At 37.1% G+C, this 23,881-nt stretch carries 22 protein-coding genes; 16 read left to right on the top strand and 6 right to left on the bottom strand.

Annotated elements, in window-relative coordinates; all coding sequences use genetic code 11:
• Positions 1-636 precede the first annotated feature (636 nt).
• Positions 637-1,929 carry an MFS transporter gene (locus MHH44_RS07890; RefSeq protein WP_340798217.1) on the bottom strand — a complete coding sequence of 431 codons (1,293 nt, stop codon included), beginning with the start codon at positions 1,927-1,929 and terminating at the stop codon, positions 637-639.
• 190 nt (positions 1,930-2,119) lie between these two features.
• Between MHH44_RS07890 and MHH44_RS07895 the strand changes: the two genes are divergently transcribed.
• The gene (locus MHH44_RS07895; protein ID WP_339264229.1) at positions 2,120-3,370 is read left to right on the top strand and encodes a helix-turn-helix transcriptional regulator; all 1,251 of its coding nucleotides are present in this window, start codon (positions 2,120-2,122) and stop codon (positions 3,368-3,370) included.
• Positions 3,371-3,511: 141 nt separating this feature from the next.
• Entirely contained in the window at positions 3,512-4,486 is a 975-nt protein-coding gene (locus MHH44_RS07900) for an alpha/beta hydrolase (RefSeq protein ID WP_008408444.1), read from the top strand.
• 77 nt (positions 4,487-4,563) lie between these two features.
• Here MHH44_RS07900 and MHH44_RS07905 read toward each other — a convergent pair whose 3' ends face one another.
• Positions 4,564-5,937, bottom strand: a complete 1,374-nt coding sequence (locus MHH44_RS07905) for an aminotransferase-like domain-containing protein (protein WP_340798218.1) — start codon at positions 5,935-5,937, stop codon at positions 4,564-4,566.
• 146 nt (positions 5,938-6,083) lie between these two features.
• On the opposite strand from MHH44_RS07905, the gene MHH44_RS07910 reads away from it, so the two are divergent.
• From MHH44_RS07910 to MHH44_RS07935, 6 genes are all read left to right on the top strand, one after another.
• Positions 6,084-6,971 carry a DMT family transporter gene (locus MHH44_RS07910; protein WP_340798219.1) on the top strand — a complete coding sequence of 296 codons (888 nt, stop codon included), beginning with the start codon at positions 6,084-6,086 and terminating at the stop codon, positions 6,969-6,971.
• Positions 6,972-7,186: 215 nt separating this feature from the next.
• On the top strand, positions 7,187-7,855 hold the full coding sequence (locus tag MHH44_RS07915) for a response regulator transcription factor (protein ID WP_340798220.1): 669 nt from the start codon (positions 7,187-7,189) through the stop codon (positions 7,853-7,855).
• Entirely contained in the window at positions 7,852-8,865 is a 1,014-nt protein-coding gene (locus tag MHH44_RS07920; protein ID WP_340798221.1) for a sensor histidine kinase, read from the top strand. The genes MHH44_RS07915 and MHH44_RS07920 overlap by 4 nt, the downstream gene beginning before the upstream one ends.
• A gap of 162 nt (positions 8,866-9,027) precedes the next feature.
• Entirely contained in the window at positions 9,028-9,444 is a 417-nt protein-coding gene (locus MHH44_RS07925; RefSeq protein ID WP_340798222.1) for a hypothetical protein, read from the top strand.
• A 20-nt stretch (positions 9,445-9,464) separates the two neighbouring features.
• Complete coding sequence (locus MHH44_RS07930; RefSeq protein ID WP_065217137.1) at positions 9,465-10,232, top strand: ABC transporter ATP-binding protein; 768 nt, start codon at positions 9,465-9,467, stop codon at positions 10,230-10,232.
• Positions 10,222-12,231 (top strand): ABC transporter permease, encoded by a 2,010-nt coding sequence (locus MHH44_RS07935; RefSeq protein WP_340798223.1) that lies wholly within the window; start codon positions 10,222-10,224, stop codon positions 12,229-12,231. Before MHH44_RS07930 ends, MHH44_RS07935 begins: the two co-directional genes overlap by 11 nt.
• Before the next feature lie 79 nt (positions 12,232-12,310).
• Here the strand turns inward: MHH44_RS07935 and MHH44_RS07940 are convergent, their stop codons facing one another.
• On the bottom strand, positions 12,311-14,011 hold the full coding sequence (locus MHH44_RS07940; protein WP_340798224.1) for a M3 family oligoendopeptidase: 1,701 nt from the start codon (positions 14,009-14,011) through the stop codon (positions 12,311-12,313).
• 191 nt (positions 14,012-14,202) lie between these two features.
• On the opposite strand from MHH44_RS07940, the gene MHH44_RS07945 reads away from it, so the two are divergent.
• On the top strand, positions 14,203-15,159 hold the full coding sequence (locus MHH44_RS07945; protein ID WP_340798225.1) for an arsenic resistance protein: 957 nt from the start codon (positions 14,203-14,205) through the stop codon (positions 15,157-15,159).
• Between the two features lie 124 nt (positions 15,160-15,283).
• Complete coding sequence (gene epsC, locus MHH44_RS07950) at positions 15,284-16,213, top strand: serine O-acetyltransferase EpsC (protein WP_340798226.1); 930 nt, start codon at positions 15,284-15,286, stop codon at positions 16,211-16,213.
• 148 nt (positions 16,214-16,361) lie between these two features.
• Here epsC and MHH44_RS07955 read toward each other — a convergent pair whose 3' ends face one another.
• Both MHH44_RS07955 and MHH44_RS07960 read right to left on the bottom strand, forming a co-directional pair.
• A complete protein-coding gene (locus MHH44_RS07955) occupies positions 16,362-17,234 on the bottom strand; it encodes a DUF3298 domain-containing protein (protein ID WP_340798227.1) in 873 nt (290 codons plus the stop codon).
• 2 nt (positions 17,235-17,236) lie between these two features.
• Complete coding sequence (locus MHH44_RS07960) at positions 17,237-17,722, bottom strand: RNA polymerase sigma factor (RefSeq protein WP_008408421.1); 486 nt, start codon at positions 17,720-17,722, stop codon at positions 17,237-17,239.
• A 318-nt stretch (positions 17,723-18,040) separates the two neighbouring features.
• On the opposite strand from MHH44_RS07960, the gene MHH44_RS07965 reads away from it, so the two are divergent.
• The 3 genes from MHH44_RS07965 (at position 18,041) to MHH44_RS07975 (ending at position 20,420) form a co-directional block, all read left to right on the top strand.
• Positions 18,041-18,568: a YceI family protein gene (locus tag MHH44_RS07965; RefSeq protein ID WP_340798228.1), complete on the top strand. Its 528-nt coding sequence runs from the start codon at positions 18,041-18,043 to the stop codon at positions 18,566-18,568.
• 199 nt (positions 18,569-18,767) lie between these two features.
• Complete coding sequence (locus MHH44_RS07970) at positions 18,768-19,361, top strand: NADPH-dependent FMN reductase (protein ID WP_340798229.1); 594 nt, start codon at positions 18,768-18,770, stop codon at positions 19,359-19,361.
• Between the two features lie 120 nt (positions 19,362-19,481).
• Complete coding sequence (locus MHH44_RS07975) at positions 19,482-20,420, top strand: ring-cleaving dioxygenase (RefSeq protein ID WP_340798230.1); 939 nt, start codon at positions 19,482-19,484, stop codon at positions 20,418-20,420.
• Positions 20,421-20,476: 56 nt separating this feature from the next.
• Here MHH44_RS07975 and MHH44_RS07980 read toward each other — a convergent pair whose 3' ends face one another.
• Positions 20,477-20,992: a GNAT family N-acetyltransferase gene (locus tag MHH44_RS07980; protein ID WP_340798231.1), complete on the bottom strand. Its 516-nt coding sequence runs from the start codon at positions 20,990-20,992 to the stop codon at positions 20,477-20,479.
• A 98-nt stretch (positions 20,993-21,090) separates the two neighbouring features.
• Between MHH44_RS07980 and MHH44_RS07985 the strand changes: the two genes are divergently transcribed.
• From MHH44_RS07985 to MHH44_RS07995, 3 genes are all read left to right on the top strand, one after another.
• Complete coding sequence (locus tag MHH44_RS07985) at positions 21,091-22,419, top strand: amidohydrolase family protein (protein ID WP_340798232.1); 1,329 nt, start codon at positions 21,091-21,093, stop codon at positions 22,417-22,419.
• 114 nt (positions 22,420-22,533) lie between these two features.
• On the top strand, positions 22,534-23,013 hold the full coding sequence (locus MHH44_RS07990) for a DUF2243 domain-containing protein (RefSeq protein ID WP_340798233.1): 480 nt from the start codon (positions 22,534-22,536) through the stop codon (positions 23,011-23,013).
• Positions 23,006-23,863 carry a cytochrome c oxidase assembly protein gene (locus tag MHH44_RS07995; protein WP_340798234.1) on the top strand — a complete coding sequence of 286 codons (858 nt, stop codon included), beginning with the start codon at positions 23,006-23,008 and terminating at the stop codon, positions 23,861-23,863. The genes MHH44_RS07990 and MHH44_RS07995 overlap by 8 nt, the downstream gene beginning before the upstream one ends.
• Positions 23,864-23,881 lie beyond the last annotated feature (18 nt).

A 23,881-nucleotide genomic window follows, 5' to 3' on the forward strand; every position in this document is an offset into this window, starting at 1 on the left:
CCACAATAATTTTCGCCTTTAAACTGCTTAGAAATTGGATATGGATTTGATTGATAGTCAGACTTGGTGAGGAGGTACTTGGATTGTTTTCATAAAAGTTAATTAGTTCCAGCGGTAATTCAGATTCAAAACCTGTTTCATCTACAAGATTTTGTATCATCTGCTTTAATTTATTTTTTAGGAGAACGGAAAAGAGTAAGCATATTAAATGATTATTACTTTTTCTTTTTTTGAATTTCTGAAGTTCGCTTTGCTTTATCGTTAACTCATGAATATACGATTGAAAAGGATAGTAAAAACGTATGTTGTCATCCATTATTAATTCATAATCATCTGTAGTTAAATATGTATACAGATTATAAACAAATTGATAATAAAAATTATAACATTGATTATAATCTTCCAAATGGACGGCCAGAAATGGGTAGTTTGACAGGAGCTGCTGAAATTCTGAATACTTATCTCCTGAAACAAAATAATAGTTATGGAAATTCAATGAAATATCAGCCTCTCTATTATGGAAATTAATACAATATAAATTGTACAGAATCTTTAATCGTATATCAAACTAATATAGGTTCCAATTTAATAAAAAAAGAGCTAAATTTAGAAAATTAGCCCTAATTCTAGATTATATTATTCAGTTACAGGTTCTGTTTCTAATTTCGCCTTTTTCAGTTCAGGATGAGCCATTTCCAATATAGAAGGGCGCAGTAATAATAGTACAATACCAATTAGAATCAGCCCGCTGACGATTAAAATATATTGGGCCGGAATGAATTCGTATAAAATCCCGAATGCAAGTGTTCCAACAGGCATGGCACTCATCGCCATCATTTCGATAATTCCAAAAACCCGCCCCCGGTATTCTTCTTCAATAGAAGTTTGCATCAATACGCCAAGCGGGGTATTTGTAATAACCCCCAATGCTCCAAATAAAAACATGATAATTAAATAATAAATGAAATTCATCAATACCGAAAATGTTACAATGAGCGGCAGTGCCGATAAAATGACAACAATAGAAGAGGCGAACACGGACCGTTTAACTGTCAGTAAAGGAAATTTGACGGTTGCTCTTGATGCGAAATAAATGGATGTAATTAAAATTCCGACTGCACCTCCAGCCTCTGTAAAACCGATGTATTTTGGATCTAAATTCAAAATCGTCAATAAAATATAATCCCCGCCAACATTGATTGCTGTGAAAAATAAGTTTAACCAAAGTGCTGTCCATAAAATCGCTTTAATAATCGGCTTTGTATTGACATAGCGGAAGCCGGCTTTGAAACTTTCGAACATCGATTCTTTTTCAGCATTATCATTTATTGTTTCTTTCTTATATAGTACAAAATTCATTGTTGATTCCAGCATTAATGTCACTACAGCAGCGCAGATGAAGATAATAAGGAACATTTCCATCGATACAAAACCAAATAACATCCCGCCGAAGATCGGTCCGCCAATTCCTGAAATAGAATAGGACAACTGATTAAAGCTCATCGCCTTTTGCAGTCGAGCTTCATCGACCAAATTGGCAATAGATGCGGAAAACGCTACACCGGAAAAAGTACTGAAAATACTATTGAACACCGTTGTGATATAAATCGCCATTAAAGATAATCCGAATTCATGCGTGTAGAGCAATAAGCCGCTTACTGTCAGGATGACCCCGGTTTGCCCACCGAGCACAAGCCATTTCCTGGGGAAACGATCCCCTAAGAGACCTGCAATCGGTGACATGATTGTGCGCGGCAAGTAGCTTAAAATAATATTTGTCGCAAAACTGAGCGAAGAGCCTGTCATCGATAAAATATACATACTGATCCCAAAGCTGTAAACATGTGACCCAAGTGCACCAATCATTTTACTTACTAGAAACGTGTATAAATGATACGTTGCTTTTTTCAATTTCTGTTGTTCATTCATAAACAAACCCCTTTGTTTAATTTAATTAAACTTATTATATGGCGGAGTTTTTAAAATTACAATACAAAAGTTTAATTTAATTAAAATAATTTCTCTTTGTTACATTAAAACCTGAATCAAATGTTTAATAAGGTTAAAATATTCGCCTTTTAAATGATTTTTGGTAAACTGTATTTAATGAGGTGACGACGTGTTAAATATTGGTGCAAAAATAAAAGAACTAAGAAAAGAACGTAAAATGACGCTTGCCCAAGTAGCGGGAGACCGAATAACGAAAGGGATGCTCAGCCTGATTGAAAACGGGAAGGCACAGCCGTCAATGGAGAGCCTTCAGCATATTGCGAAACAGCTCGACATTGATGTGTCCGAGCTCATGCAAAACGAAAATCATCAGCAAATGAAAGAATTATACCGTGATGTTGAAATAAAACGTTTAGCTCTAAATAAAGAGCATGATGATAAAAAAATAAACGAAAAAGTTCTCGAACTGTATCATCTGATTCATCCATTTCATGAAAATGGCAGCCTTAAGGGGGCAACTTTTGAGGAAGTACGCATTTACGAAGTGTATTTGACAATGCGCTACTTTGCGAAAATGGATTTATCGGAAAAGCCATTCGTCAAGCTCGTCAGAATGTATGAACAAGTACATGGCTATTCAAAAATATTGAAGATTTATTCCCGCATGGGGAACATTAAGTTTCTGGAAAATGATTATGCGGAAGGTCTTCGCTATTTACATGAAGGGGAAAAGTATATCGAGAAATACGGGGATTTGATAGACGACCTTGAAAAACTCGATCTATACTATAACATTACAGTTTCCTATGCAGCGCTGAATGATGATGTTCAAATGGAAGTTTATTTGGAAAGAGCTTTAAAATTGGCAAAAGAGAAGAAAATCGTATATCGGTTAAATGATTTTTACCGCTTTTTGTTTTTCATTCACTGTTCAAAAGAAGAAGAGGAAAAGGCTACTTATTATTTAAAGAAAATCCGGGCATTCGCAGAAATTATGGAAGACCCGACTGAAACGCTCATGGAACGGCTAGTAACGCTTCTATATACAAATCAAATTGAAAAAGATTACGAGAAAACGGTTGAGATCCGATTTGAAAATGATTTTGAATTAGAAGGCTTTTTATACAGCACGGACATTTTCTTTAATGGGCAATATGGCTTTGCCTACTACATGCTTGAGCGGTATGAAGAAGCACTGCAAACTTTGAAAGACATCGAAATATTGGAATACAATCAGCACCCGATTGATTTGTCGATGATGTACCGGGCGTTTGCTGTAAGGGCATTATGCTACTTCAAACTAGGGGACAAAGAAAACGCCAAACGCGATATTTTATATGCAATGGATGGTGTGAAAGATTTGAAAGTCACAAGAGAAATCCAGTTCATCATCGATGCATATGAAGAAATAATGAAGTAATCGAAGACACGGATAATCCTAGAGATTATCCGTGTTTTTCTGCGGTATTAGTTTAAATTACTCCATATGAAGTTCTAATCATTCAGTTGGCTGAATAGATTGGTAGGGTGAGTTTAATTTTTGTGACATGGAGGAATGAAGATGATCAAACGAGTAAATCCAGAATTTTTAGCCGGTTTAGAATCATTTACGGACTTTGATTTTAAGGTAGAACAATTGGAAGCTATGCGTGAAGGTATGGCACAAGCGGTATTACCTTTAACAAGCACTGAAACAGTGAATATTATCAATAAAACTATTACTGGCATTGATGATAATGAAATCCGCGTTCGTATTTATAAACCAGCCCACCACGATCAAGAATTACCGGTTTTACTGTGGATTCATGGCGGGGGTTATATATTAGGTTCCATCGAAGACAATGATCATCTTTGTGTACAAGTTGTAGAAACAGCAAACTGTGTCGTTGTTTCCGTAGATTACCGTTTAGCTCCGGAACATCCTTATCCAGCACCACTTGAAGATTGCTATAGTGCTCTTGCATGGATTGCGGATAATGCAGTAGAACTGCAAATCGACAAAAGTCGTATTGGCGTAGCCGGGGCAAGTGCCGGCGGTGGTTTGACAGCGGGTTTAACATTGCTTGCGCGTGACCGTGAGTATCCGTCAATTTGTTTCCAAATGCCGCTTTACCCGATGATTAATGACAGTAACGATACACCTTCTGCGAACGAAATTACAGAAGGTATGATCTGGAACCAAAAAACGAATGATTTTGGCTGGAAATGCTATTTAGCCGAATTGCACGGGCATGATGAAGTACCGATTTATGCTGCACCGGCAAGAGCTGAGGATTATCGTAATCTTCCATATACGTATACATGTGTAGGTCAGCTGGATCCTTTCCGTGACGAAACAATTACGTATGTATCTAAATTGGCACAGGCAGGTGTTGATGTGGAATTCCACTTATATCCTGGTGCATACCATGGTTTTGAATCACTGAATCCTCAGTCAGAACTTGCTCAAAAAGTGATTAAAGAATATGTAAATGCAATTAAAGTAGGCTTTGACCGCGTGAAAGCAAGTGCTGACCAAGTGGAAGAAGTGAAATAAATTCATTGTTTTTAAATTGACAAGTGCTCGGTTCTATATTGAACCGGGCATTTTTATTTTGAGAGGTGTTACTGAATTTAAAGATAGGATTTAAACGAAAGCACGTTATAATTCCGTTTTTCATACAGATCAATTATATGAGCGGCTAATTGCTGAAGTCCGAGATGGATTTTGTTTTCGTTTACTTGTGAAATACTTAGTCGAATTGCTTTCTGACTATATTCGCTTAAAAACATCCTCGACGCATTATCTACATAAATATAGTTTTTATGCAGCATGTATATTAATTTATCGACATCAATACCGGAAGGCAAGAAGATGGTGAGATAAAAACCAGTTTTAGGCTTTGTAAATTGTACATAGGTAGGTAAATGCAATGAACAAGCTTCTAATAATAAATTCATTTTATTTGAATATAATTTTTTTACCTTTTCTAAATGGTATTGAAACATCCCGCTTTTTAAATAGATTTCCAAAGCCCCCTGTGAAAGTGGCGATGTATAGAAATCCGCGCTGAATTTACTGTGTACAAACGAAGAAATCATTTTTTCAGGGAGAACCACTGTTGCAATTCGCAGTCCAGGCAAAAATACTTTGGAAAAGCTCTTAACATAAACGACTCTTTCATTAGGTTCATATGCAAACAAAGGATCGGCTTTTAAGTCTGTATCAAGTTCTGCCAAGTAATCATCCTCTACGATATATACATCGTATTTTTCTGCAAGAGCAACAATTTTTTTCTTTTCCTCATTCGTGTAATGATGTCCTAATGGGTTGTGGCATCTTGGGATGATGTAAAAGAATTTAATATCATCGGTGCGAAATAACTTCTCCAGTTTTTTAAAATCCATTCCTTCCATTGTCACTTCAATTCCAAATGTTGTAATTCCGTTTACTTGTAAGGCATCAATCATACCAAAGTAAGTGGGCTGCTCAATTAATACATTCTTTTTCCCGTTTGGAAACGGCATGGCAGCAAGAATATGGAGGGCCTGCTGTGATCCGGACGTAATGACCAGTCGATCGGGTTTCGCAAATATTTGTAAATGTTGTAAATACTTCGCAAGCTCCTTACGTAAAGAAAAGAGTCCCTGTTGATCACTATAAGTAAATAATTGTTCTTTATAATGATCGATCGCCTGGTTAATACAATGCTGAAAGTCCTCATAGGGCATAATCCTTTGATCTGGACCGGCCGATAAAAAATCAATAGCAATGTCCTGCTGAACGGAAGTTTTATGATTATCCACTACATAATAGCCACTTTTCGGTTTAGCGTAGATAATATGCTGTTTTTCCAACTCAAGTAATGCTTTCGCGACCGTATTTTTGCTGCATTGAAATTGTTCAGCGAGCAGTCGAATTGATGGTAATTTATCTCCTGTTTTTAACTTCTCATTCTGTATTTGTTGTTTGACCCATTCCAAAATGCCAATATATTTAGTTGTCATCCAGTTCTCCTTTGCTATCTGTCCCATGACAGATGGGGAATTCTCTTATTTTAAAAAGAGCGGATATTCCTTACAATCTGTTTAATTAGCTTAATCGTATTAACTAATTATGGAATATTTTTTTAAAACTGTGAAGGGGGAACGAAATGGAAATCAGTATGAAAAAAGGGATGCTGTTAGGCTTTATTGGAATCGTTTGTTTCAGTTTTACATTACCGGCTACAAGTATTGCTGTCCCTTATTTTGGTGAGACAATTGTCGGATTGGGTAGGACAGTTATTGCAGCAATTATAGTAGGAACAGTATTTATTGTGAAAAAGCAGCCTTTACCGAGTATAAGCCAATTTAAGAACTTACTTATTGTCGCTGTTGGAGCTGTACTGGCTTTTCCGATATTAACAACTTATGCGATGAAGTCATTGCCGGTTTCACATGGTGCAATTGAATTGGCCTTACTTCCGCTTGCGACAGCAGGCTTTGCGATGTGGCGAGGAGGCGAAAGACCTTCGAAACGCTATTGGATTGCGAGTGCAACAGGGGCGGTAACGGTCATTATTTATGCCATCTATTTAGGATTAGGGCAATTGCATAAAGGAGACTTTGCGCTGATTGCAGCGGTCATATTACTTGGATTAAGTTATGCAGAAGGTGGCAAACTTTCAAAGGAAGTTGGTAGCTGGCAAGTAATTGCCTGGGCTATTTTAATTGGTGCACCCTTTTTTATTATTCCTGTAGGCCTTGGCTTATCTGACAGAATGCTGGATGCGCCTATTGAAGCATGGATCAGTTTGTTCTATTTAGGGATCGTCAGTCAGTTTTTAGCTTATGTAGCATGGTATGGTGGTATGTCTTTAGGAGGTATAGCTAGGGTAGGGCAGATTCAATACTTGCAGCCTTTTTTAATGATTGGTTTTTCTTTATTATTTTTAGGAGAATCGATCACATGGATTACAATTGTTTTAGCTATGATCGTTGTGCTTTGCGTAATAGTGGGGAAAAATGCTGATGATAAACAAAGCTTGGAGCAGAAATAGGGCTGCAGAGTTTATAATTCATATTTTATAAAGAATGATTTCCTATAAGGGGATTCGTTCTTTTTCTTGTTGTCCATAAAAGGATAAAAATATTTTTATGTTGAAATAAATTACATAGCTCTGTCTGCACATATGTTTGTGATAAATGATTAAGCATGGTATAAGTGTAAATGAATTTTAATCTGGGAATCTAAATGTTAAAAGGAAGTGAACGTATGTCAAAAATCGTGATTATAGAAGATACAGAAACAATAAGAGAAGAATTGAAAAGCTTTTTAAACACATATGGATTTGAGGCAATTGCACCGTCAAACTTTGAAAATATTATTCAGGAAACGCTAAACGAAGCACCGGACCTTATTTTGCTGGACATTAACCTACCCATTTTTGACGGATACTATATTTGCAGAGAAATCAGGAAGCAATCGGATGTGCCGATCATTGTCGTGACGAGCAGGGATAATGAAATGGATGAATTGATGAGTATGAATTTAGGCGCGGATGATTTTGTCACAAAGCCTTATAACACTCAGATTCTTTTGGCGAGAATTGAAACCATTTTAAGAAGAGTTCAGGGGTCAAGTATACGGGATACCCTTGTTTATAATGATTTAAAGCTCAATTTATCCAACGGTTCTGTTATTTATAAAGGGGAGAAGGCAGAGCTCACTAAAAATGAAATCAAAATACTTTCCTGCCTTTATAAAAACAAAGGAAAAATCGTATCAAGGGACGATCTCATGGATTTTATGTGGAACGCAGATGTCTTTGTAGATGATAATAACTTATCGGTCAATGTTACGAGATTAAGAAAAAAACTGGAAGCGTTAGGTATGGAGAAAAATATTGAAACGAGACGCGGGTTAGGATATATACTTCCATGACACTAAAAGAATATGTTAAAGACAGAACCGTTTTCCTGCTCATTAATTTCATCTTATTTATCATTATTGGCGGCATTATGATACTTGTCGGGGTGAATGTCCAAATTGTTTTTCTTATTTTCTGTATTTGGTTTTTCCCTCTCATCACATATGTAATGATCGAATATTTTAAGCAGAAAACATTTTATAACGAAATAACTAGCATTATGGACAATTTAGATCAGAAATATTTGCTGCCGGAAGTTATGAAAGAACCTGAAACTGTGGAAGGTAAGGCATTGTATGAGGTATTGCGTCAGGCAAACAAAGATATGCATGAGCATGTAAAGAGTTATCGGGATCGGGAAAATGAGTATAGAGAATATATTGAAACATGGATCCATGAAATTAAAACTCCCATTGCCTCAACACGGCTGATTATTGAAAATAATCATAGTAACGTTACCCGAAATATTCAAGAAGAAGTAAAAAAGATTGAAGAATATATTGAGCAGGTTCTCTATTATTCAAGAAGTAACAATGTGAGCAAGGATTACCTCATAAAAGAGGTGTCTTTAGCAGGTCTTGTAAGAAGTGTTATAAAGAGAAATTCAAGGGACTTTATTAGTAAAGGGATTTCGATTGATCTTGAAAAAGTTGAAGGGACTGTTTTCAGTGATGCAAAATGGCTGGAGTTTATCATAAATCAGCTGATCGGGAATGCAATTAAGTATATCCGTGAACGTGATGGAAAGGTGATCATCCATACGGTCCAAAATGAAAATAATATTGTCCTTACGATTGAGGATAACGGGATAGGGATAACAGAAAAGGATATACATCGGGTTTTTGAAAAGGGGTTTACCGGGGAAAATGGACGAAAATTCGGGAAGTCTACCGGTATCGGTCTTTATTTATGTAAAAAACTTGCAGATCAGCTTGGTCTAGGTCTTACCATCACTTCAAAAATTGTCGAAGGAACAAAGGTGAGTATTATTTTCCCTTTAGGCAGTGTAGTCTTCATGCAGTAATTCAACTTTAGAATAGCGGATTTATAGCGATTGTACATTACAATTGCTATAAGTCCGTTTTTTTATCTTGCAAAAATGTCACTTTAATAAAATATAAAGCAATATGTCTTCCCGATAGCTATTGATAAGATACAGTTAGAAATCAATTAGGGGGAATAAAAAATGAAAAAAGCAATTCCAATAATATTAGGGATCTTTCTGTTAGGTCTTGGAATTTTCCTGGTGTATGAATATGCGACAGAACCAAAAATTGTAGAAGGTGTCACGTCAAAAGCGATTGATGATAAGGGCAGACCTTCTGATATAACGAATTTATTTACACAAGGGGAAACAGTTTATTTTTCCGCAAAGAGAAACCGATTCTGGACCAATGAAGCCGAAGTGGTTTGGTATAAAGGCGAAATAAAACAAGAGAATCGATTTTTAGTGGAAGAGGAAGTACTTGTGAACGATGCGAAATATTTCACTGCCGAGCTATCCGTTCCGGAAGGTCTTGAAGAAGGGCATTACGGTGTCACGATATATGTAAAAGGGAAAAAAATTATGGAAACAAAAGCCGAATTTGATGTGAAAAAATAGATGTATCTTGGAGGAAAAGCATGCAACCGATATTAAGTGTAGAAAAAATTGAAAAATACTACGGAAACAAAGGTAATATTACAAAAGCAATAGATAATATCAGCTTTAACGTAAATGAAGGTGAATTTTTAGGAATTATGGGTCCTTCAGGGAGCGGAAAGACAACGCTCCTGAATTGTATTTCGACAATTGATCATGTTACAACTGGCAAAATAATTATCAATAATCAGGATATTACAACTTTAAAGAAGAAAGGGCTTGAAGCATTCAGACGGGACGAGTTAGGTTTTATCTTTCAGGATTTTAATTTGCTGGATACTCTGACAGCTTATGAAAACATTGCTTTGGCTTTGACGATTCAAAAAAGAGAAGCAATGGAAATCGATCAACTCATTAAAGCCGTTGCGGAAAAGCTTGATATTACGGGCATCCTTAGCAAATTTCCATTTCAATTATCGGGAGGCCAAAAGCAAAGAGTCGCTTGTGCAAGAGCGATTGTAACTGAGCCTTCCCTCATTTTAGCCGATGAACCAACGGGTGCACTTGACTCAAAATCATCACGATTACTGTTGGATTCCTTTGAAAAGCTGAATAAAGAATACCAGTCAACAATTTTGATGGTTACCCATGACTCGTTTACGGCAAGTTATGCCAATAGGATATTGTTTATAAAAGATGGTCGGATCTTTAATGAGCTAGTGCGCGGAAATGATACGAGAAAGGAATTCTTTAATAAAATCATTGAAGTGGTGACTTTACTTGGAGGCGATGTTAGCAATGTTCTCTAAAATCGCAATCAACAATGTCAAAAGAAGCTTTAAGGATTATTCAATCTATTTTCTGACATTAACTCTGGGAGTGTGTATATTTTACAGTTTCAACTCTCTTGACTCGCAAAATGCTATCCAGGAAATGAACAAGAATACGATTTTTCGTGAATCATTGGAATTGCTTATGTCTGGAACATCAGTGTTTGTATCAATTATTCTTGGAGGTTTGATTGTATACGCCAATAACTTTTTGATCAAAAAGCGGAAAAGAGAACTTGGCTTATACATGACATTAGGTATGTCAAAAGGGAAAATCTCGAGAATTTTAATTGTCGAAACTCTCCTAATCGGTGTAGTCTCTTTAATCGTAGGTATTGGACTTGGGATTATTGTATCGCAGGGTCTGTCAGTGCTGACGGCAAACATCCTGTCTATGGATCTTGATAAATATAAGTTTGTTTTTTCACTTGCCGCCATGATGAAATCGATTGTCTACTTTGGCATCATTTATTTACTTGTCATGATTTTCAACCAGTTTACGATTTCCAAATACAAACTGATCGATCTATTAAATGCTTCAAAACGTAATGAAGAAGTAAAGCTGAAAAATCCTTTCGTATCAGTGCTAACCTTTATTTTATCAGTAGCATTTCTGATATTCGCATATATGAGAATCCTAGAGACAGGCTTAAATGCTGAAGATACGGATCTGATAATTACGATCTTAATGGGGGTCTTTGGAACGCTCCTATTCTTTTTCAGCCTATCGAGCTTCTTTATACAAATTGCGCAAAAGAATAAGGGGTTCTATTTTAAAAATATAAATATTTTTGTCTTAAGACAAATAAACAATAAGGTCAACACGAACTTTCTTTCGATGACAATTATCAGTCTAATGCTTTTTTTAACTATTTCACTCATCTTTACCGCGTTTGATTTAAAAGGAACGATTGATAAAAATACAGCACATACAACTCCTTTTGATGCTTCGGCATTTCTTGTTGTTAATCAAGAGGAAGAGGATTCCGCGGTAAATGATATTGAAGCTTACTTAAACAATATAGACTTTACATTTGAAGCATATGAAAAACATGCCTTCTTTGATGAATATCTTCTTGATTTAACGATTGAGGGTCTGTTATCACAGTATTTAAGCGACGAGGAAAAGATTGCTATACAGGAAAATTACATGTATGGTCCGGTATCTGCACTAAAAATATCGGATTATAATGCAATTATCAATCTGACGGGGCAAGAGTCTGTTGATTTAAAGGAAGACGAAATACTCGTTGTATCAACCTATGGCAAGATCATTCAAGCTTTGCCTGAGTATATGAAAAATGAAGAAAATATTATCATTGAGGATAAAGCATATAAAATAAAAAATGATGTGCCTATTGAAGAAAATATAAAAATTAACAGGGGCAGTAATTTCTTTTATCTTATTATTCCTGATAATTTTACAGGAAACCTTCAATTAGAGTATACAAGTTTTAATGTCATATATGAAGATCGCTACAATGAAAAATCAGAACAGAGATTTACAACCCTGTTTAATGACCTTGATGAAAATAAATATAGATCCATTAATCCAGGATTAGTCATTGGAAGTACAGAAAATCAGATTAAAGAGCAAGAAAAGGGTTCAGCAGCATTATTTATATTCCTTGGCCTGTTTTTAGGGCTCATCTTTATTATATCGAGCGCGGCCGTAATGGCATTGCAGCAGTTATCTGACGCAAGTGACAGCTTGGAACGATATAAGTCGTTAAAGAAAATCGGTGTCACGGATAAATTGATAAATGGGGCTATATTAAAACAATGTCTCATCTATTTTTTACTCCCTTTAGGTCTGGCTGTCATTCATTCCATTGTCGGAATCAAGGCGGTCAGCGGAATGTTCCATTTCAACTACGAAAGCGTCCTAATCAGTTCATTAATTCTTGTCATCATTTATGGCGGGTATTTCTATGCAACGTATGTCGGTGTAAAGAACATTGTTAAAGGTAGTAATTAGGTTACATGAATGGCTATAATTAAAAGAAGAACGAATTTCCGTAAAGGGAATTCGCTCTTTTCATGTTGCTCGATAGCGATTATGAATTAATATCCTGTATCACTTTTTCCAAGAATTCACCCATGCGTTTAACAGTTGACTCTGAAAAGTCAAAATTGACGCCAGTTTCTTTATAAATCGATGCAATGGATTGACTGTAATCCGCACTTGCACCTTTTTTGTAAAATTCGACAGCTTGCTGCGGATTCTTTTGATAATTCTCAAGTAATTGAAGTGCACCGAGCATTGACATCGAGTATTCAATATCATAAAAAGGATATTGAATAAAGTGGAGGGTCCCGATCCAGCTCATGCCAATTACCTTTTCAAAACCGGTCGTATCAACTGGGCTCAACCCGTAACGTTTTGAAATTTCATAAAACTTCTCATCACGTTCCTTTGCTGTATGCTGAGGATTTGTATACATCCAATGTTGGAAAAGATCTCCAGACAATGGGCCGAATAACATCGTAAATGCCCGTCTCAGTTCTTCACGTTGTGCGCTTTTGAATTCCTCTTCTTCCGGATAAAATAGATTAAATTTATCCAATAATAACAATTCCATTCCGTGTGAATACAATTCAGCTATTTCCGCTCGCCACTGGAATTCTTCAATAGGGCCCTGTTCTGAAGCTTGGAGGTAACCATTCACCGCATGCCCCATCTCATGGATTAAAGCAATGAGCGAGAAAAAGGAAGGACTAAAGTTTGCAAAAACAAATGTATCACCGGAAACAGGTAATGGGACACAGAAACCACCCGGACTTTTACCTTTACGGTCTCCAAGATCAAGTAATCCGTGTTCTCTCATGTACTGCAAACGGTCTGAAAAATACGGGTCGGTTTTTCCTAACATTTCAGCAACCCCGTCCAAAAGCTCTGATGTCTCAGCGTAAGGAGGATTTTTCAACAGTTTTGCAGTGTTATCCCAAGGCAGATATGTTTCGACACCAAGTTTAGACTTGAAAACATCTGCAAGCCTGTTCCAAGCCGGAATAATATGCCTTTCAACATTTTCATGAAAGTCGTAACAATCTTCAATACTGTACTCACGGTTTTTTGCGACAAACATATAATCACGGTAATTTTCAAATCCGGCATTGATTGCGATTTGGTGGCGTAGTTGAACGAGTTCATCCATGAGCGCATCCGTATCCGGCTTAATTTGACGGTAAGCAGCTCTAATTAAATGATAAGCTTTTTCCCGAATGTTTCTGTCCAAATTGTCAAGCTGCGATTCGATAAAAGGGAAAGGTTTTTCCTCTCCGTCCCATTCCACAGTGAGACCACCCATAATTTCACTGTACTTTGTGCATAGTTCTTGTTCCTTAACTAATAGAGGGATATTCTCTTTTCTAAACAGTTTCACTTTTGACTCACGAAAACGTTTCATTAAGCCGTAACGATTTTCATCCAATTCATTGAAATAAGGGGATTCACAGCATTTATCATTTAACTTTGCCTCGTATGTCATTAAAAGAGGCTGAATGACTTGCTGATCCTGAAGGTAGGTTGATTTGATATGCGGATCTTCGGTATTTCGGTAGAAGTCGACAAGATGGCCTGTTAACGCCTCTTCTATTTCAAAGCGTAAATTTTTTTCATCCTCGATCCAATTCTCCAGATCCTGGATGGATTCAATTGAAACATCAAGTAAACGTTGAAACTGGGCTTCAATCCCTTCGACATCTTTCAAATCAATTAATTCTTTGTAATAGTTAATACTTTTCGCTTGAGACATGAATAATTCTCCCTTTACCTTCAGATTATTTTGACTAATGAATTAATTATATTATAGATTGCTGGTCATTCATTCTTTTTTTGAAAATAAATTACTAAATAATAAGAGGATGAAGAGAACAGTTTGTAAAAGAAGAAATAAAAGGATAACATGGTCTCATTGGAAATGGATCGGTAAAAGGAGTTTTTGTCATGATTTCAAGAGAACAGCTTGAAAAGAATCAAGTAACGATATATATCATAACTTTACTATTGGCCGGATTTACAGGATTGAATTTTCTGGAGTTTCAAAATGAATTGGAAAAATTAATCCCGTTTATCCTTGGAATATTAATGTACAGTATGTTTGTTCAAATTCCTTTTGCAGCTTTAAAAGAAACTTTTTCAAACCGGCGTTTCTTTTACGCACTCTGTATAGTCAATTTTATTGCGGTTCCCATTGTCGTATGGACCCTGACGTTGTTTCTTCCAGATTATCCGCCACTACTTTTAGGCGTTTATCTTGTTTTACTCACTCCATGTATAGATTATGTCATAGTATTTACAATGCTTGGCAAGGGGAATGAAAAAGTGATGCTCAGTGCCACACCCTTTCTTTTTGTTGCACAAATGCTGTTACTGCCGTTTTATTTATGGTTGTTTATCGGGGAACAAGCGGCAAATATAGTAGAAGTGGCTCCATTTTTTGAAGCGTTTGTCTCATTTATTGTTTTTCCATTAGTTGTTGCACTTATTGTACAAATTTCATTAAAAGAGGGCGATCGTGTTTTTGAGATATCTTCGTGGCTTCCGGTACCATTTATGGCTTTAACTCTTTTTGTAATTGTTGCCTCACAAATCGGCAAATTGTCGGGTTCATTTGAATGGATTTTAAAAGTAATCCCCATCTACATAGCATTTTTAATCATTATGCCTTTCATCTCAAAGATCATCGCGAAAAAGCTTCATCTAGATATCCGGACAGGCCGTGCATTGATCTTTAGCGGATCGACACGTAATTCACTTGTTGTATTACCATTTGCACTTGCAATGCCTGAGGAAATCCGATCGCTCGTTGTGGCGATTATTGTCACCCAGACACTTGTTGAAATTGTGGGGGAGCTTATCTATATTCGCATCATTCCACTTATCATCTTGCGAGATGAATAGAGAAGCACTTTATTAGCTATTGTCCGTTAGCTGTTTTACAATTTTGAAAAGAAGGGTCAAACTGCGCGTTTTGTGTAGTATAATCTTCATTACTATGTATTTTAAATAGAAAAGGAGTTTTAGCATGAAAATCGAGGACTGGTTAAATAAAGAAACATCAACAATCGCTAATAAGCTAATCAACTATAACAAAAAACATATTGAAGTGGAAAAATCGATTGGATTCACTGGCCGTGATCAAATCCATCATATATTGGATAGTTTTTATGAAGTTTTCTTCCCGACGATTTATAATCAAGGTGTTGTCGATGAAACACGTACATTGATGAAACTGAATAATAATCTTCGTCAATCAGCGTTGGATTTGCGTGATATTATCGAGAAAGTATTAATCTACCAAAACTTTGATAATTGTGATGGGCAATGCCGAGAAAAAGCGGATCATGTTGTAATGAAGTTAATGGACCGTTTCCCTGAAATCCGTGAAACAATTCAAACAGATATCCAGGCTGCATATAACGGAGATCCTGCTGCTACATCAACGGAAGAAATCATGTTAAGCTACCCGTCGATACGTGCTGTATTTATCCATCGTATTGCACATGAACTGTATAAAATGGATGTCACAATCGTTCCACGTATCATGTCTGAATATGCACACCAGTTAACAGGAATCGATATTCATCCAGGTGCCAAGATCGGCCATTCGTTTTTCATTGACCACGGCACAGGTGTCGTTGTTGGAGAAACGTGCACAATCGGCAACAATGTTAAAATCTATCAAGGTGTAACGTTAGGTGCATTAAGTTTCCCGCTTGATGAAAACGGTAACCCGATTAAAGGTGTAAAACGTCATCCAAATATTGAGGATAATGTTGTCATTTACGCTGGAGCTACAATTTTAGGCGGGAAAACGACAATTGGTCATGATACGGTGCTTGGCAGTAATATTTGGCTGACATATTCGGTGCCGCCATATTCACGTGTTTATAATTCACAGCCATCTCCGAATATTAGCAATAGTAAAGAAGTTGTAATCGAATACGAAATTTAATCGGAAAAAAGAATATGTTGAACGGGATGGAATGGAGTCATATAACTTCATTCCGTTTTTTATTATGGCGTTAATAGGGATCATAGAATGTGCCATGGAAGAAAGGAAAGCAGGTGTAACCATTAAAAAGGATACACCTGCTTATTTATTACTTAATATATTTATTGCTCACCAGCACATCCTGAAGCAGCTCTGTCGGAATTTCAAATGTTACAAGTCCCATAAAGCCTGGTGCTGCTTCATATTCATCAAAGGAGATCACAAGCTTACCTGCTTCTGTAATATAGAAGTTTTGCTCAGGTGAAATGCCTTCAAAGACACCAAATGATTCGTCATGCCATTCAGTTCCGCCTACCCAGTACATTTCATCACCTTTTGTTTCATTCATTTTCCTGCGCATTTCATCTTCCAAATAGCGACTAATAATTTCTACGTAGCGATCGTCTTTAAACAGACTCGGTAATGTAATGGCCGTTTCCGCCTGTTTATCAATCGTAGTGTACTGCATAACAGATGAAGAGGAGGCGACAATAACTTCTACATAACGACCGAATGACAATATTTCATCGGTATCTGTTTTGATAACGTAGCCGCTGTTCACTGCCATATTTCCAGCTTCCATTTCCTCAATATCCGTCTTGAACTGCTCATAAAGTAATTTACCTTCCTGAGCGTATTTTTCGTTCAATGCTTCGATGTCAGCAGAAGAACCAGAAATTTGAGGCACTTGGATATCAACTGTATATTCATCCTTGACCATTTCATATTCTGTAAATGTAAGCACCTTGACGACTTGACCGATGACCGGTACATCTGCCAAATTTTTCGCCATCGCAGGATTTGTATTAAGGCCTACTGTAAACAGAATTGCCGCCGCAGCAACAGATGTTAAAAAAAGAGGCAGTTTACGTTTTCTCTTCTTAGGAGGACGTTGCAGATTTTTTTCAATCATCATCTCAAGTTCCTGTGGAATCGGTATATCCTTATATTGTGTGTGTAGCTTTTTTAATTTATCATTCATGTTTAATTCTCCTCCGTTTCAAGCTCAATTTTTAATAGCTTTAACGCTCTATAAAGCCTTGATTTCGCCGTGCTTAGAGGAATCGTCAAAATGTGCGCGACGTCTTCGATTTTCAGATCCTCAAAATAGCGCAGCACTACCACCTCACGCAGCTGTAGAGGTAAACGATGCAATGCTTGCTGTAAATCAAGATTGAGGTATGAATCTTCCTCAGATAATAGCAGAAGGGAATCGTCCCCAATGAGCTCGACCCGCTTTTGTTTACGTAGTAAATCAATCGCTGTTCGGACTAAAATCGTATAAAACCAGCTTTTCATCTGATCACGGTTTGTCAGTTTCTCAAGTGCAAGCCAACCTTTTTGAATACTGTCCTGCACGACATCGAGTGCATCCTGCTCGTTTTTTGTATAGCTATATGCCAGTAAATATAGCGAATTTTGCTGCGTCCGGATAAATGTAATAAATGCATTTTCTAATTCTTCAATCATTATTTGAAGCTCCTTTTTTACTCTGTCGACAATTATAAGACGACTGATGGTAGGTGGAAAGTTTAAAAGGGTGAAACTTTTTTTATAAAATACCATTCTATACACTTGTATTCACCAATTTATAAAGAAGAGGTAACCCCCACATAAGCAGCCAATGCAATTACAATCCTTCAAAACACCAATAAAGAAAAAATTATAAGAACCACTTGACGTTTGTAAAATCCTTTGTTATATTTATCTCAAGTTCGAGATATTTAATTTCGAAATTTATTTTTATAATATATCTTGAAATCGAGATAAAATGGAGGAGAATTTAAAATGACAACATTTACAGTCGATCAAACGCATTCAACAATCGGTTTTGAAGTAAAACACATGATGGTATCAAAAGTAAAAGGTCAATTCAATAACTATACTGCTGATGTAAAAGCAGAGGATTTAACGGATTTAACGACAGCGACAATCAACTTTGAACTGGATGTAGCAAGCATCAATACAAGTAACGAAGACCGCGATAACCATTTGAAATCTGCAGACTTCTTCGGTGCAGAAGAATTTACAAAAATCAAATTTGCTGCTACGAACATTGCGAAAGACGGCGATGATTATAAAGTAACTGGTGACTTAACAATAAAAGACGTAACAAAGCCGGTAACATTTGATGTGGAATACGGTGGTAAAGGTACGAACCCATGGGGCGTAGAAGTATACGGTTTTGAAGCGGAAACAAAGATTAATCGTGAAGATTTCGGATTAACATGGAATGCTGCTTTAGAAACAGGTGGTGTACTCGTAGGGAAAGATATCAAAATTAAAGTAGAGTTAGAATTAAACCCTGCTGCTTAAAATATGAAGGCATTTATAAGGATAAATTGTCAGCAAAACGGCAATAATGATTTACGTTACTGATAAGAATGCATAATAGTACAAAGTTAAAATTTGAGGCAAAACTTCAATTATTTATATGCATACCTAAATCAATCTATTAAAACCCTCAAATTTTTAATTGATATCTTATTTCGAGATAATTGAAGGAGTGTAAAAAATGGGATTCATCAGTAAACTATTTGGAAATAAGAAAATGGAGGAAACAAAAATGGAAAAATTAAACATCGGTATTATTTTAGGATCAACTCGTGAAGGCCGTGTAAGCCCTCAAGTCGGTGCATGGGTAAAAGAAATAGCGGATAAACGCGGAGACGCGAACTATACAATTATTGATATCGCGGACTTTAAACTACCATTGCTAGGCGAACCTGGTGGGGATGCGTCAGGTGCTAGCGGCTGGTCTGAAGCAATCGCAAAACAAGACGGTTTCGTATTCATTGTTCAGGAATACAATCATTCAATTACAGGCGCATTGAAAAATGCATTAGACTATTTACGTGAAGAGTGGAACAATAAAGCAGCTGGTATTGTATCTTACGGTTCTGTAGGAGGAGCACGCGCTACTGAACATTTACGCGGTATTCTAGGGGAATTATTGGTTGCGGATGTACGTGTGCACCCGGCATTATCATTATTTACGGACTTCGAAAACGGAACAGACTTTAAACCAGCTGTCCACCAACAAAACTCAGTTAATGAAATGTTAGACCAAGTAATTCCATGGTCAAAAGCTTTAAAAACAATTCGTTAATTAACAATCATCGGTCTAGCACATGTTATTTCATGTGCTAGACTAATTACATAAAAATTGGACAGAGTGTTTTATCAAATAGAATATTGTGTTCAGTTTTTACGAATGGAGGAAATGAATATGAAAAAACATACAACGGGTATTCATCACATTACAGCAATCGTCGGTCATCCTCAGGAAAATGTCGATTTCTATGCAGGTGTTCTCGGATTACGACTCGTAAAAAAAACAGTCAATTTCGACGATCCAGAAACATATCACCTATATTTCGGGAATCAAGGCGGGGAGCCAGGGACAATCATTACTTTCTTCCCTTGGCCGGCAGCATATAAAGGTAAAATCGGCGATGGTCAAGTTGGCGTGACGACATACTTGGTGCCTGTGGGAGCAATGGACTTCTGGAAAGAACGGTTAACAAAATTCAATATACTATTTAAAGAAGAAACAAGATTTGAAGAGAACTATCTACAGTTCGACGATCCACATGGACTGCATTTAGAAATTGTTGAACGTGATGGGGGTTCACCAAACGGTTGGACGTTTGGTGGAATCACTGCGGATGTAGCAATCAAAGGCTTTGGCGGTGCAATTTTATATTCATCGCAGCCAGAACAAACAATTAATACATTAGTTGACGTAATGGGGCTTGAAAAGATTGGCCGTGAAGGAGACTATGTACGACTAGAAGCAACAGCATCCATTGGCAATATTGTCGACGTTAAAATGACGGTCGGCAATCGTGGGGCGATGGGTGTTGGAACGGTGCACCATATTGCATGGCGTGCAAACGACGATCAAGATCATAAAGAATGGCAGCAATACGCTTTGGATAAAGGTCAGCATGTAACGGAAATAAAAGACCGCAATTATTTCAATGCTGTTTACTTCCGTGAGTCTGGTGAAATTTTATTCGAAATTGCGACAGACCCACCAGGATTTGCGCATGATGAAACGCCGGAAACAATGGGCGAGCAATTAAAATTGCCGGTGCAATATGAAGAGTTCCGTGACCGTTTGGAAAACTCGCTTGTCCCGATTAAAGTTAGAGAGCTAGATTAATAGTGTGACACTAAAAGGGATTTACTCAGTTTTACTTGAGTAGAACCCTTTTAGAATTAAAGTAATTTTGCCATATATAGTTCATTTACATATTGTCCGTCAATAATTAAAGAATTGCTTTTTACGCCTTCAACTTCAAACCCCATTTTCTTATAAAGATGGACGGCTTGTTCATTATGTTCAATGACCGTTAATTCAAGTCGGAGGAGCTGCCCCTGTTTTGCCCACTGAATCATATGGGCGAACAAAGCGGTGCCGACCCCTTTACCGCGACTTTTACTATGTACACCGACAGCAATTTGAGCCCGGTGAGAAGTGCGGGATAACGTTTCCGCTTTTAAAAGGAGATACCCTAAAATCTCATCCTGATGCTCTGCGATAAAGAAACCGGATGTTGGTGTTTGATTAATGGAATTGATTAACTTGCTTAAAGCAGCTGGTGCCATGTTTCTTTCATCCGGTGCAAAGAGCATAAATCCGGACTGTTCTGCATCTTTCATCACTGCAAGTATTTGTGATGTATCACTTTCGTTCGCTTTTCTAACTATACTTTTTTCACCGATTTTGTTCATCTAATTCACCTCTATCTTATTGTAAGAAAATTATATCATTTCCAGAATATTTAAATTAGACTAAAATTAAATAGAATGAAATTCAAAGGGGACTGAATATGAAATTATTAAAAAACGGGTTTATCGTTAATATGGAAACAGGGGAGTTTAGTAGGCAGGATATTTATATTGAAAATAATGAAATTATAAAAATAGCTCCCAATATTCAAATGGATGATGTAGAAGCGATTGATTGTACGAATAAATGGCTGATTCCAGGATTGATTGATATGCATGTCCATATAAAAAAACACTTTGCCAATTACTTCACAGCAGCAGGTATTACAACGGTTCGCAATACTGCAGGAAGCATTATTGAACTTAAACCATTTATCGATGCGAACGGGAGTAAAATAGAACCGCGCGTTATTTCTGCAGATCGTATGATTGACGGACCTCCAGGGTTGTGGGGAGATGATACTGCCTATAACATTAATGTCGACAATGCAGATCTTGCAAAACAGGAAGTAGCACGGCAAGTAGAGCTTGGTGCACATTTTATTAAAGTTTACGGCTGGCTTGATCCGGAATATATGGAAGTAGTAGTGAGTGAAGCGCGAAAACATAATTTAGAAGTAAGTAGTGATATATTATATTCAAAAAAAGTAGATGCACTTCATGCGGCAGCCATAGGGATTGATTGGCTGGAACATGGCTCTGGTATTATTCAGGCGATGTATCCAGAATGGTCAATGGATGCACCGAAAGAGATCTGGGATTCAATACCTTGGGAACAGCCGGATGAACAATTGATAGAAAGCATATGTAAAGAATTATTGAAAAAGGATATTAAGCTTTGCCCAACAATCGTTTTATATGATCAGATGCGATTAGCAGAGCACTATTGGACAACAACACATGAAGTTGTTCATCATATGGAAAATAGTGACTACTTATTTAAGCATTGGCCACAAGCTGTACAGGCAAAACAAGGACAGGTTACGTTTGGAATTCAAACGAAAACGATTCAAAAAATTGCCTATACCTATTATAAAATGGGCGGTACTGTTGTGACAGGGACAGATACACCTGCGGGAAGCTTTACATATCCGGGCTTTGCGTTACATCGGGAGCTTCAACTGTTTGTTGATGCCGGATTTACACCATTAGAGGCCCTTCAACAAGCTACAATTAATGCAGCGAAAGCTTTGAAAGTAGCTGATTTAGGAGATATAAAAGAAGGTTTTACTGCGGATCTATTAGTATTGAATGAAAATCCCCTTAGCGATATAGAAAATACAATGAAAATCGATCGGATAGTAAAGGATGGCAAACTGTATGCCATTCATGAGCTACTTGAAAATATTCCGACGGAGCAAGAGATAAACGATTATACCAAAGAATTAATTAAAACTTTTGAAGAACTAGGATTAAATGCAGGAAATTAGATATCATCAGGTTTAGTCTTGTGGGCAAGAGGGGAATTTCTATTATCGAATATGTTGTGAAGTATTTGGAGAAATTAAATGTAAGTAATTACACGTAAAGGAGCTCTAAAGTACATGAAAAATAACAACGATAAAGAAGTTTCGCGCCGTAACATGTGGTCTGGTATTTTGTTTGGTGTCGGTTTGATTGCCTTTATTGATGAAACCGTTTTTCACCAGTTATTAAGATGGCACCATTTCTACGATAAATCGACAACGGATATTGGGTTGATTTCCGATGGTATTTTTCATGCATTCAGCTGGTTTGCAACGATTGCAGGATTATTCTTATTTGCGGATCTGCGTCGGAGAAATGGCTTAATCTTTCAACGCTGGCTTGGAGGCGTATTACTAGGGATTGGAGTATTCCAGTTGTATGATGGCCTTATTCAACATAAATGGATGCGAATTCACCAAATTCGTTATGTGGATAATGTCATCGTTTACGATATTGTATGGAATGTCAGCGCCTTTATCATTTTACTTATCGGACTTTTTCTTTTATTCCGCAAATCCCAAAACAGTAAATTAAAAGAGAAGACTGCTAATGAGTAGCCTGTACTTGTTGCATAGTCATAACCATGCTGAAATGAACCATTCGGCGCCTGTATCCAATGTTCAACTATTGCTCGGATTATTATTTGTACTGTTATTTACGGCATATATAATCGCTGTTTTCATAACGAACCAGCGCTATAAAAAATGGCCCGTTTTCCGTACAGTTTCCTGGACAATAGGGATCGGGTTTGCACTTGTGGCCGTTGTAGGTCCGTTGGCAAGCAACGCTCATACCAATTTTACGGCACATATGATAAGTCACTTATTATTAAGCATGATCGCACCGATTTTTATGGCAATTGCCAAACCGATGACTTTGCTGCTCAGAACAGCAAACACTACATTGGCACGTAAGCTAACGTCCATTTTAAAAAGTCGTTTGCTAAAATACATTTCGCATCCGATTACTGCCGCCGTCTTAAATGTAGGCGGACTATGGTTGTTATATACAACGAATTTATATACTTACATGCATGAAAATACGTTTATTGCCCTATTTGTACATTTCCATTTTTTCATTGCAGGCTACGTATTCACAATTTCCATAATTTATTTCGATCCTGTCCACCATCAGTATTCTTACCGGTTCCGGGCTGCTGTTTTAATTGCTGCGATAGCCGGTCATGATATATTGTCGAAGTATATGTATGCGAATCCGCCTGCAGGAGTTTCACGGCAAGAAGCAGAGATGGGGAGTATGGTCATGTACTATGCAGGGGATTGGATTGAAGTGGTGCTCATTGTTATTTTTTGCTGGCAATGGTATAAATCGACGAAGCCGCGCAGAAGTGCTGCAGTCGAGTTCAATCGGGAAGAACAGGTTGCTTTGTATGGAAAGGAAGGTTAGTCTTAAAGTCTTTTCAAC

The sequence above is a fragment of the Solibacillus sp. FSL K6-1126 genome (assembly GCF_038003445.1).
Lineage (GTDB): Bacteria > Bacillota > Bacilli > Bacillales_A > Planococcaceae > Solibacillus > Solibacillus silvestris.

Coding starts and splice junctions, on each gene's coding strand:
- MHH44_RS07920 (WP_340798221.1), top strand. CDS start 7,852: ATGACACTAAAAGAATATGTTAAAGACAGAACCGTTTTCCTGCTCATT.
- MHH44_RS07905 (WP_340798218.1), bottom strand. CDS start 5,937: ATGACAACTAAATATATTGGCATTTTGGAATGGGTCAAACAACAAATA.
- MHH44_RS07960 (WP_008408421.1), bottom strand. CDS start 17,722: ATGATTGAAGAATTAGAAAATGCATTTATTACATTTATCCGGACGCAG.
- MHH44_RS07890 (WP_340798217.1), bottom strand. CDS start 1,929: ATGAATGAACAACAGAAATTGAAAAAAGCAACGTATCATTTATACACG.
- MHH44_RS07935 (WP_340798223.1), top strand. CDS start 10,222: ATGTTCTCTAAAATCGCAATCAACAATGTCAAAAGAAGCTTTAAGGAT.
- MHH44_RS07900 (WP_008408444.1), top strand. CDS start 3,512: ATGATCAAACGAGTAAATCCAGAATTTTTAGCCGGTTTAGAATCATTT.
- epsC (WP_340798226.1), top strand. CDS start 15,284: ATGAAAATCGAGGACTGGTTAAATAAAGAAACATCAACAATCGCTAAT.
- MHH44_RS07965 (WP_340798228.1), top strand. CDS start 18,041: ATGACAACATTTACAGTCGATCAAACGCATTCAACAATCGGTTTTGAA.
- MHH44_RS07995 (WP_340798234.1), top strand. CDS start 23,006: ATGAGTAGCCTGTACTTGTTGCATAGTCATAACCATGCTGAAATGAAC.
- MHH44_RS07975 (WP_340798230.1), top strand. CDS start 19,482: ATGAAAAAACATACAACGGGTATTCATCACATTACAGCAATCGTCGGT.
- MHH44_RS07985 (WP_340798232.1), top strand. CDS start 21,091: ATGAAATTATTAAAAAACGGGTTTATCGTTAATATGGAAACAGGGGAG.
- MHH44_RS07990 (WP_340798233.1), top strand. CDS start 22,534: ATGAAAAATAACAACGATAAAGAAGTTTCGCGCCGTAACATGTGGTCT.
- MHH44_RS07970 (WP_340798229.1), top strand. CDS start 18,768: ATGGGATTCATCAGTAAACTATTTGGAAATAAGAAAATGGAGGAAACA.
- MHH44_RS07945 (WP_340798225.1), top strand. CDS start 14,203: ATGATTTCAAGAGAACAGCTTGAAAAGAATCAAGTAACGATATATATC.
- MHH44_RS07915 (WP_340798220.1), top strand. CDS start 7,187: ATGTCAAAAATCGTGATTATAGAAGATACAGAAACAATAAGAGAAGAA.
- MHH44_RS07925 (WP_340798222.1), top strand. CDS start 9,028: ATGAAAAAAGCAATTCCAATAATATTAGGGATCTTTCTGTTAGGTCTT.
- MHH44_RS07910 (WP_340798219.1), top strand. CDS start 6,084: ATGGAAATCAGTATGAAAAAAGGGATGCTGTTAGGCTTTATTGGAATC.
- MHH44_RS07930 (WP_065217137.1), top strand. CDS start 9,465: ATGCAACCGATATTAAGTGTAGAAAAAATTGAAAAATACTACGGAAAC.
- MHH44_RS07980 (WP_340798231.1), bottom strand. CDS start 20,992: ATGAACAAAATCGGTGAAAAAAGTATAGTTAGAAAAGCGAACGAAAGT.
- MHH44_RS07955 (WP_340798227.1), bottom strand. CDS start 17,234: ATGAATGATAAATTAAAAAAGCTACACACACAATATAAGGATATACCG.
- MHH44_RS07940 (WP_340798224.1), bottom strand. CDS start 14,011: ATGTCTCAAGCGAAAAGTATTAACTATTACAAAGAATTAATTGATTTG.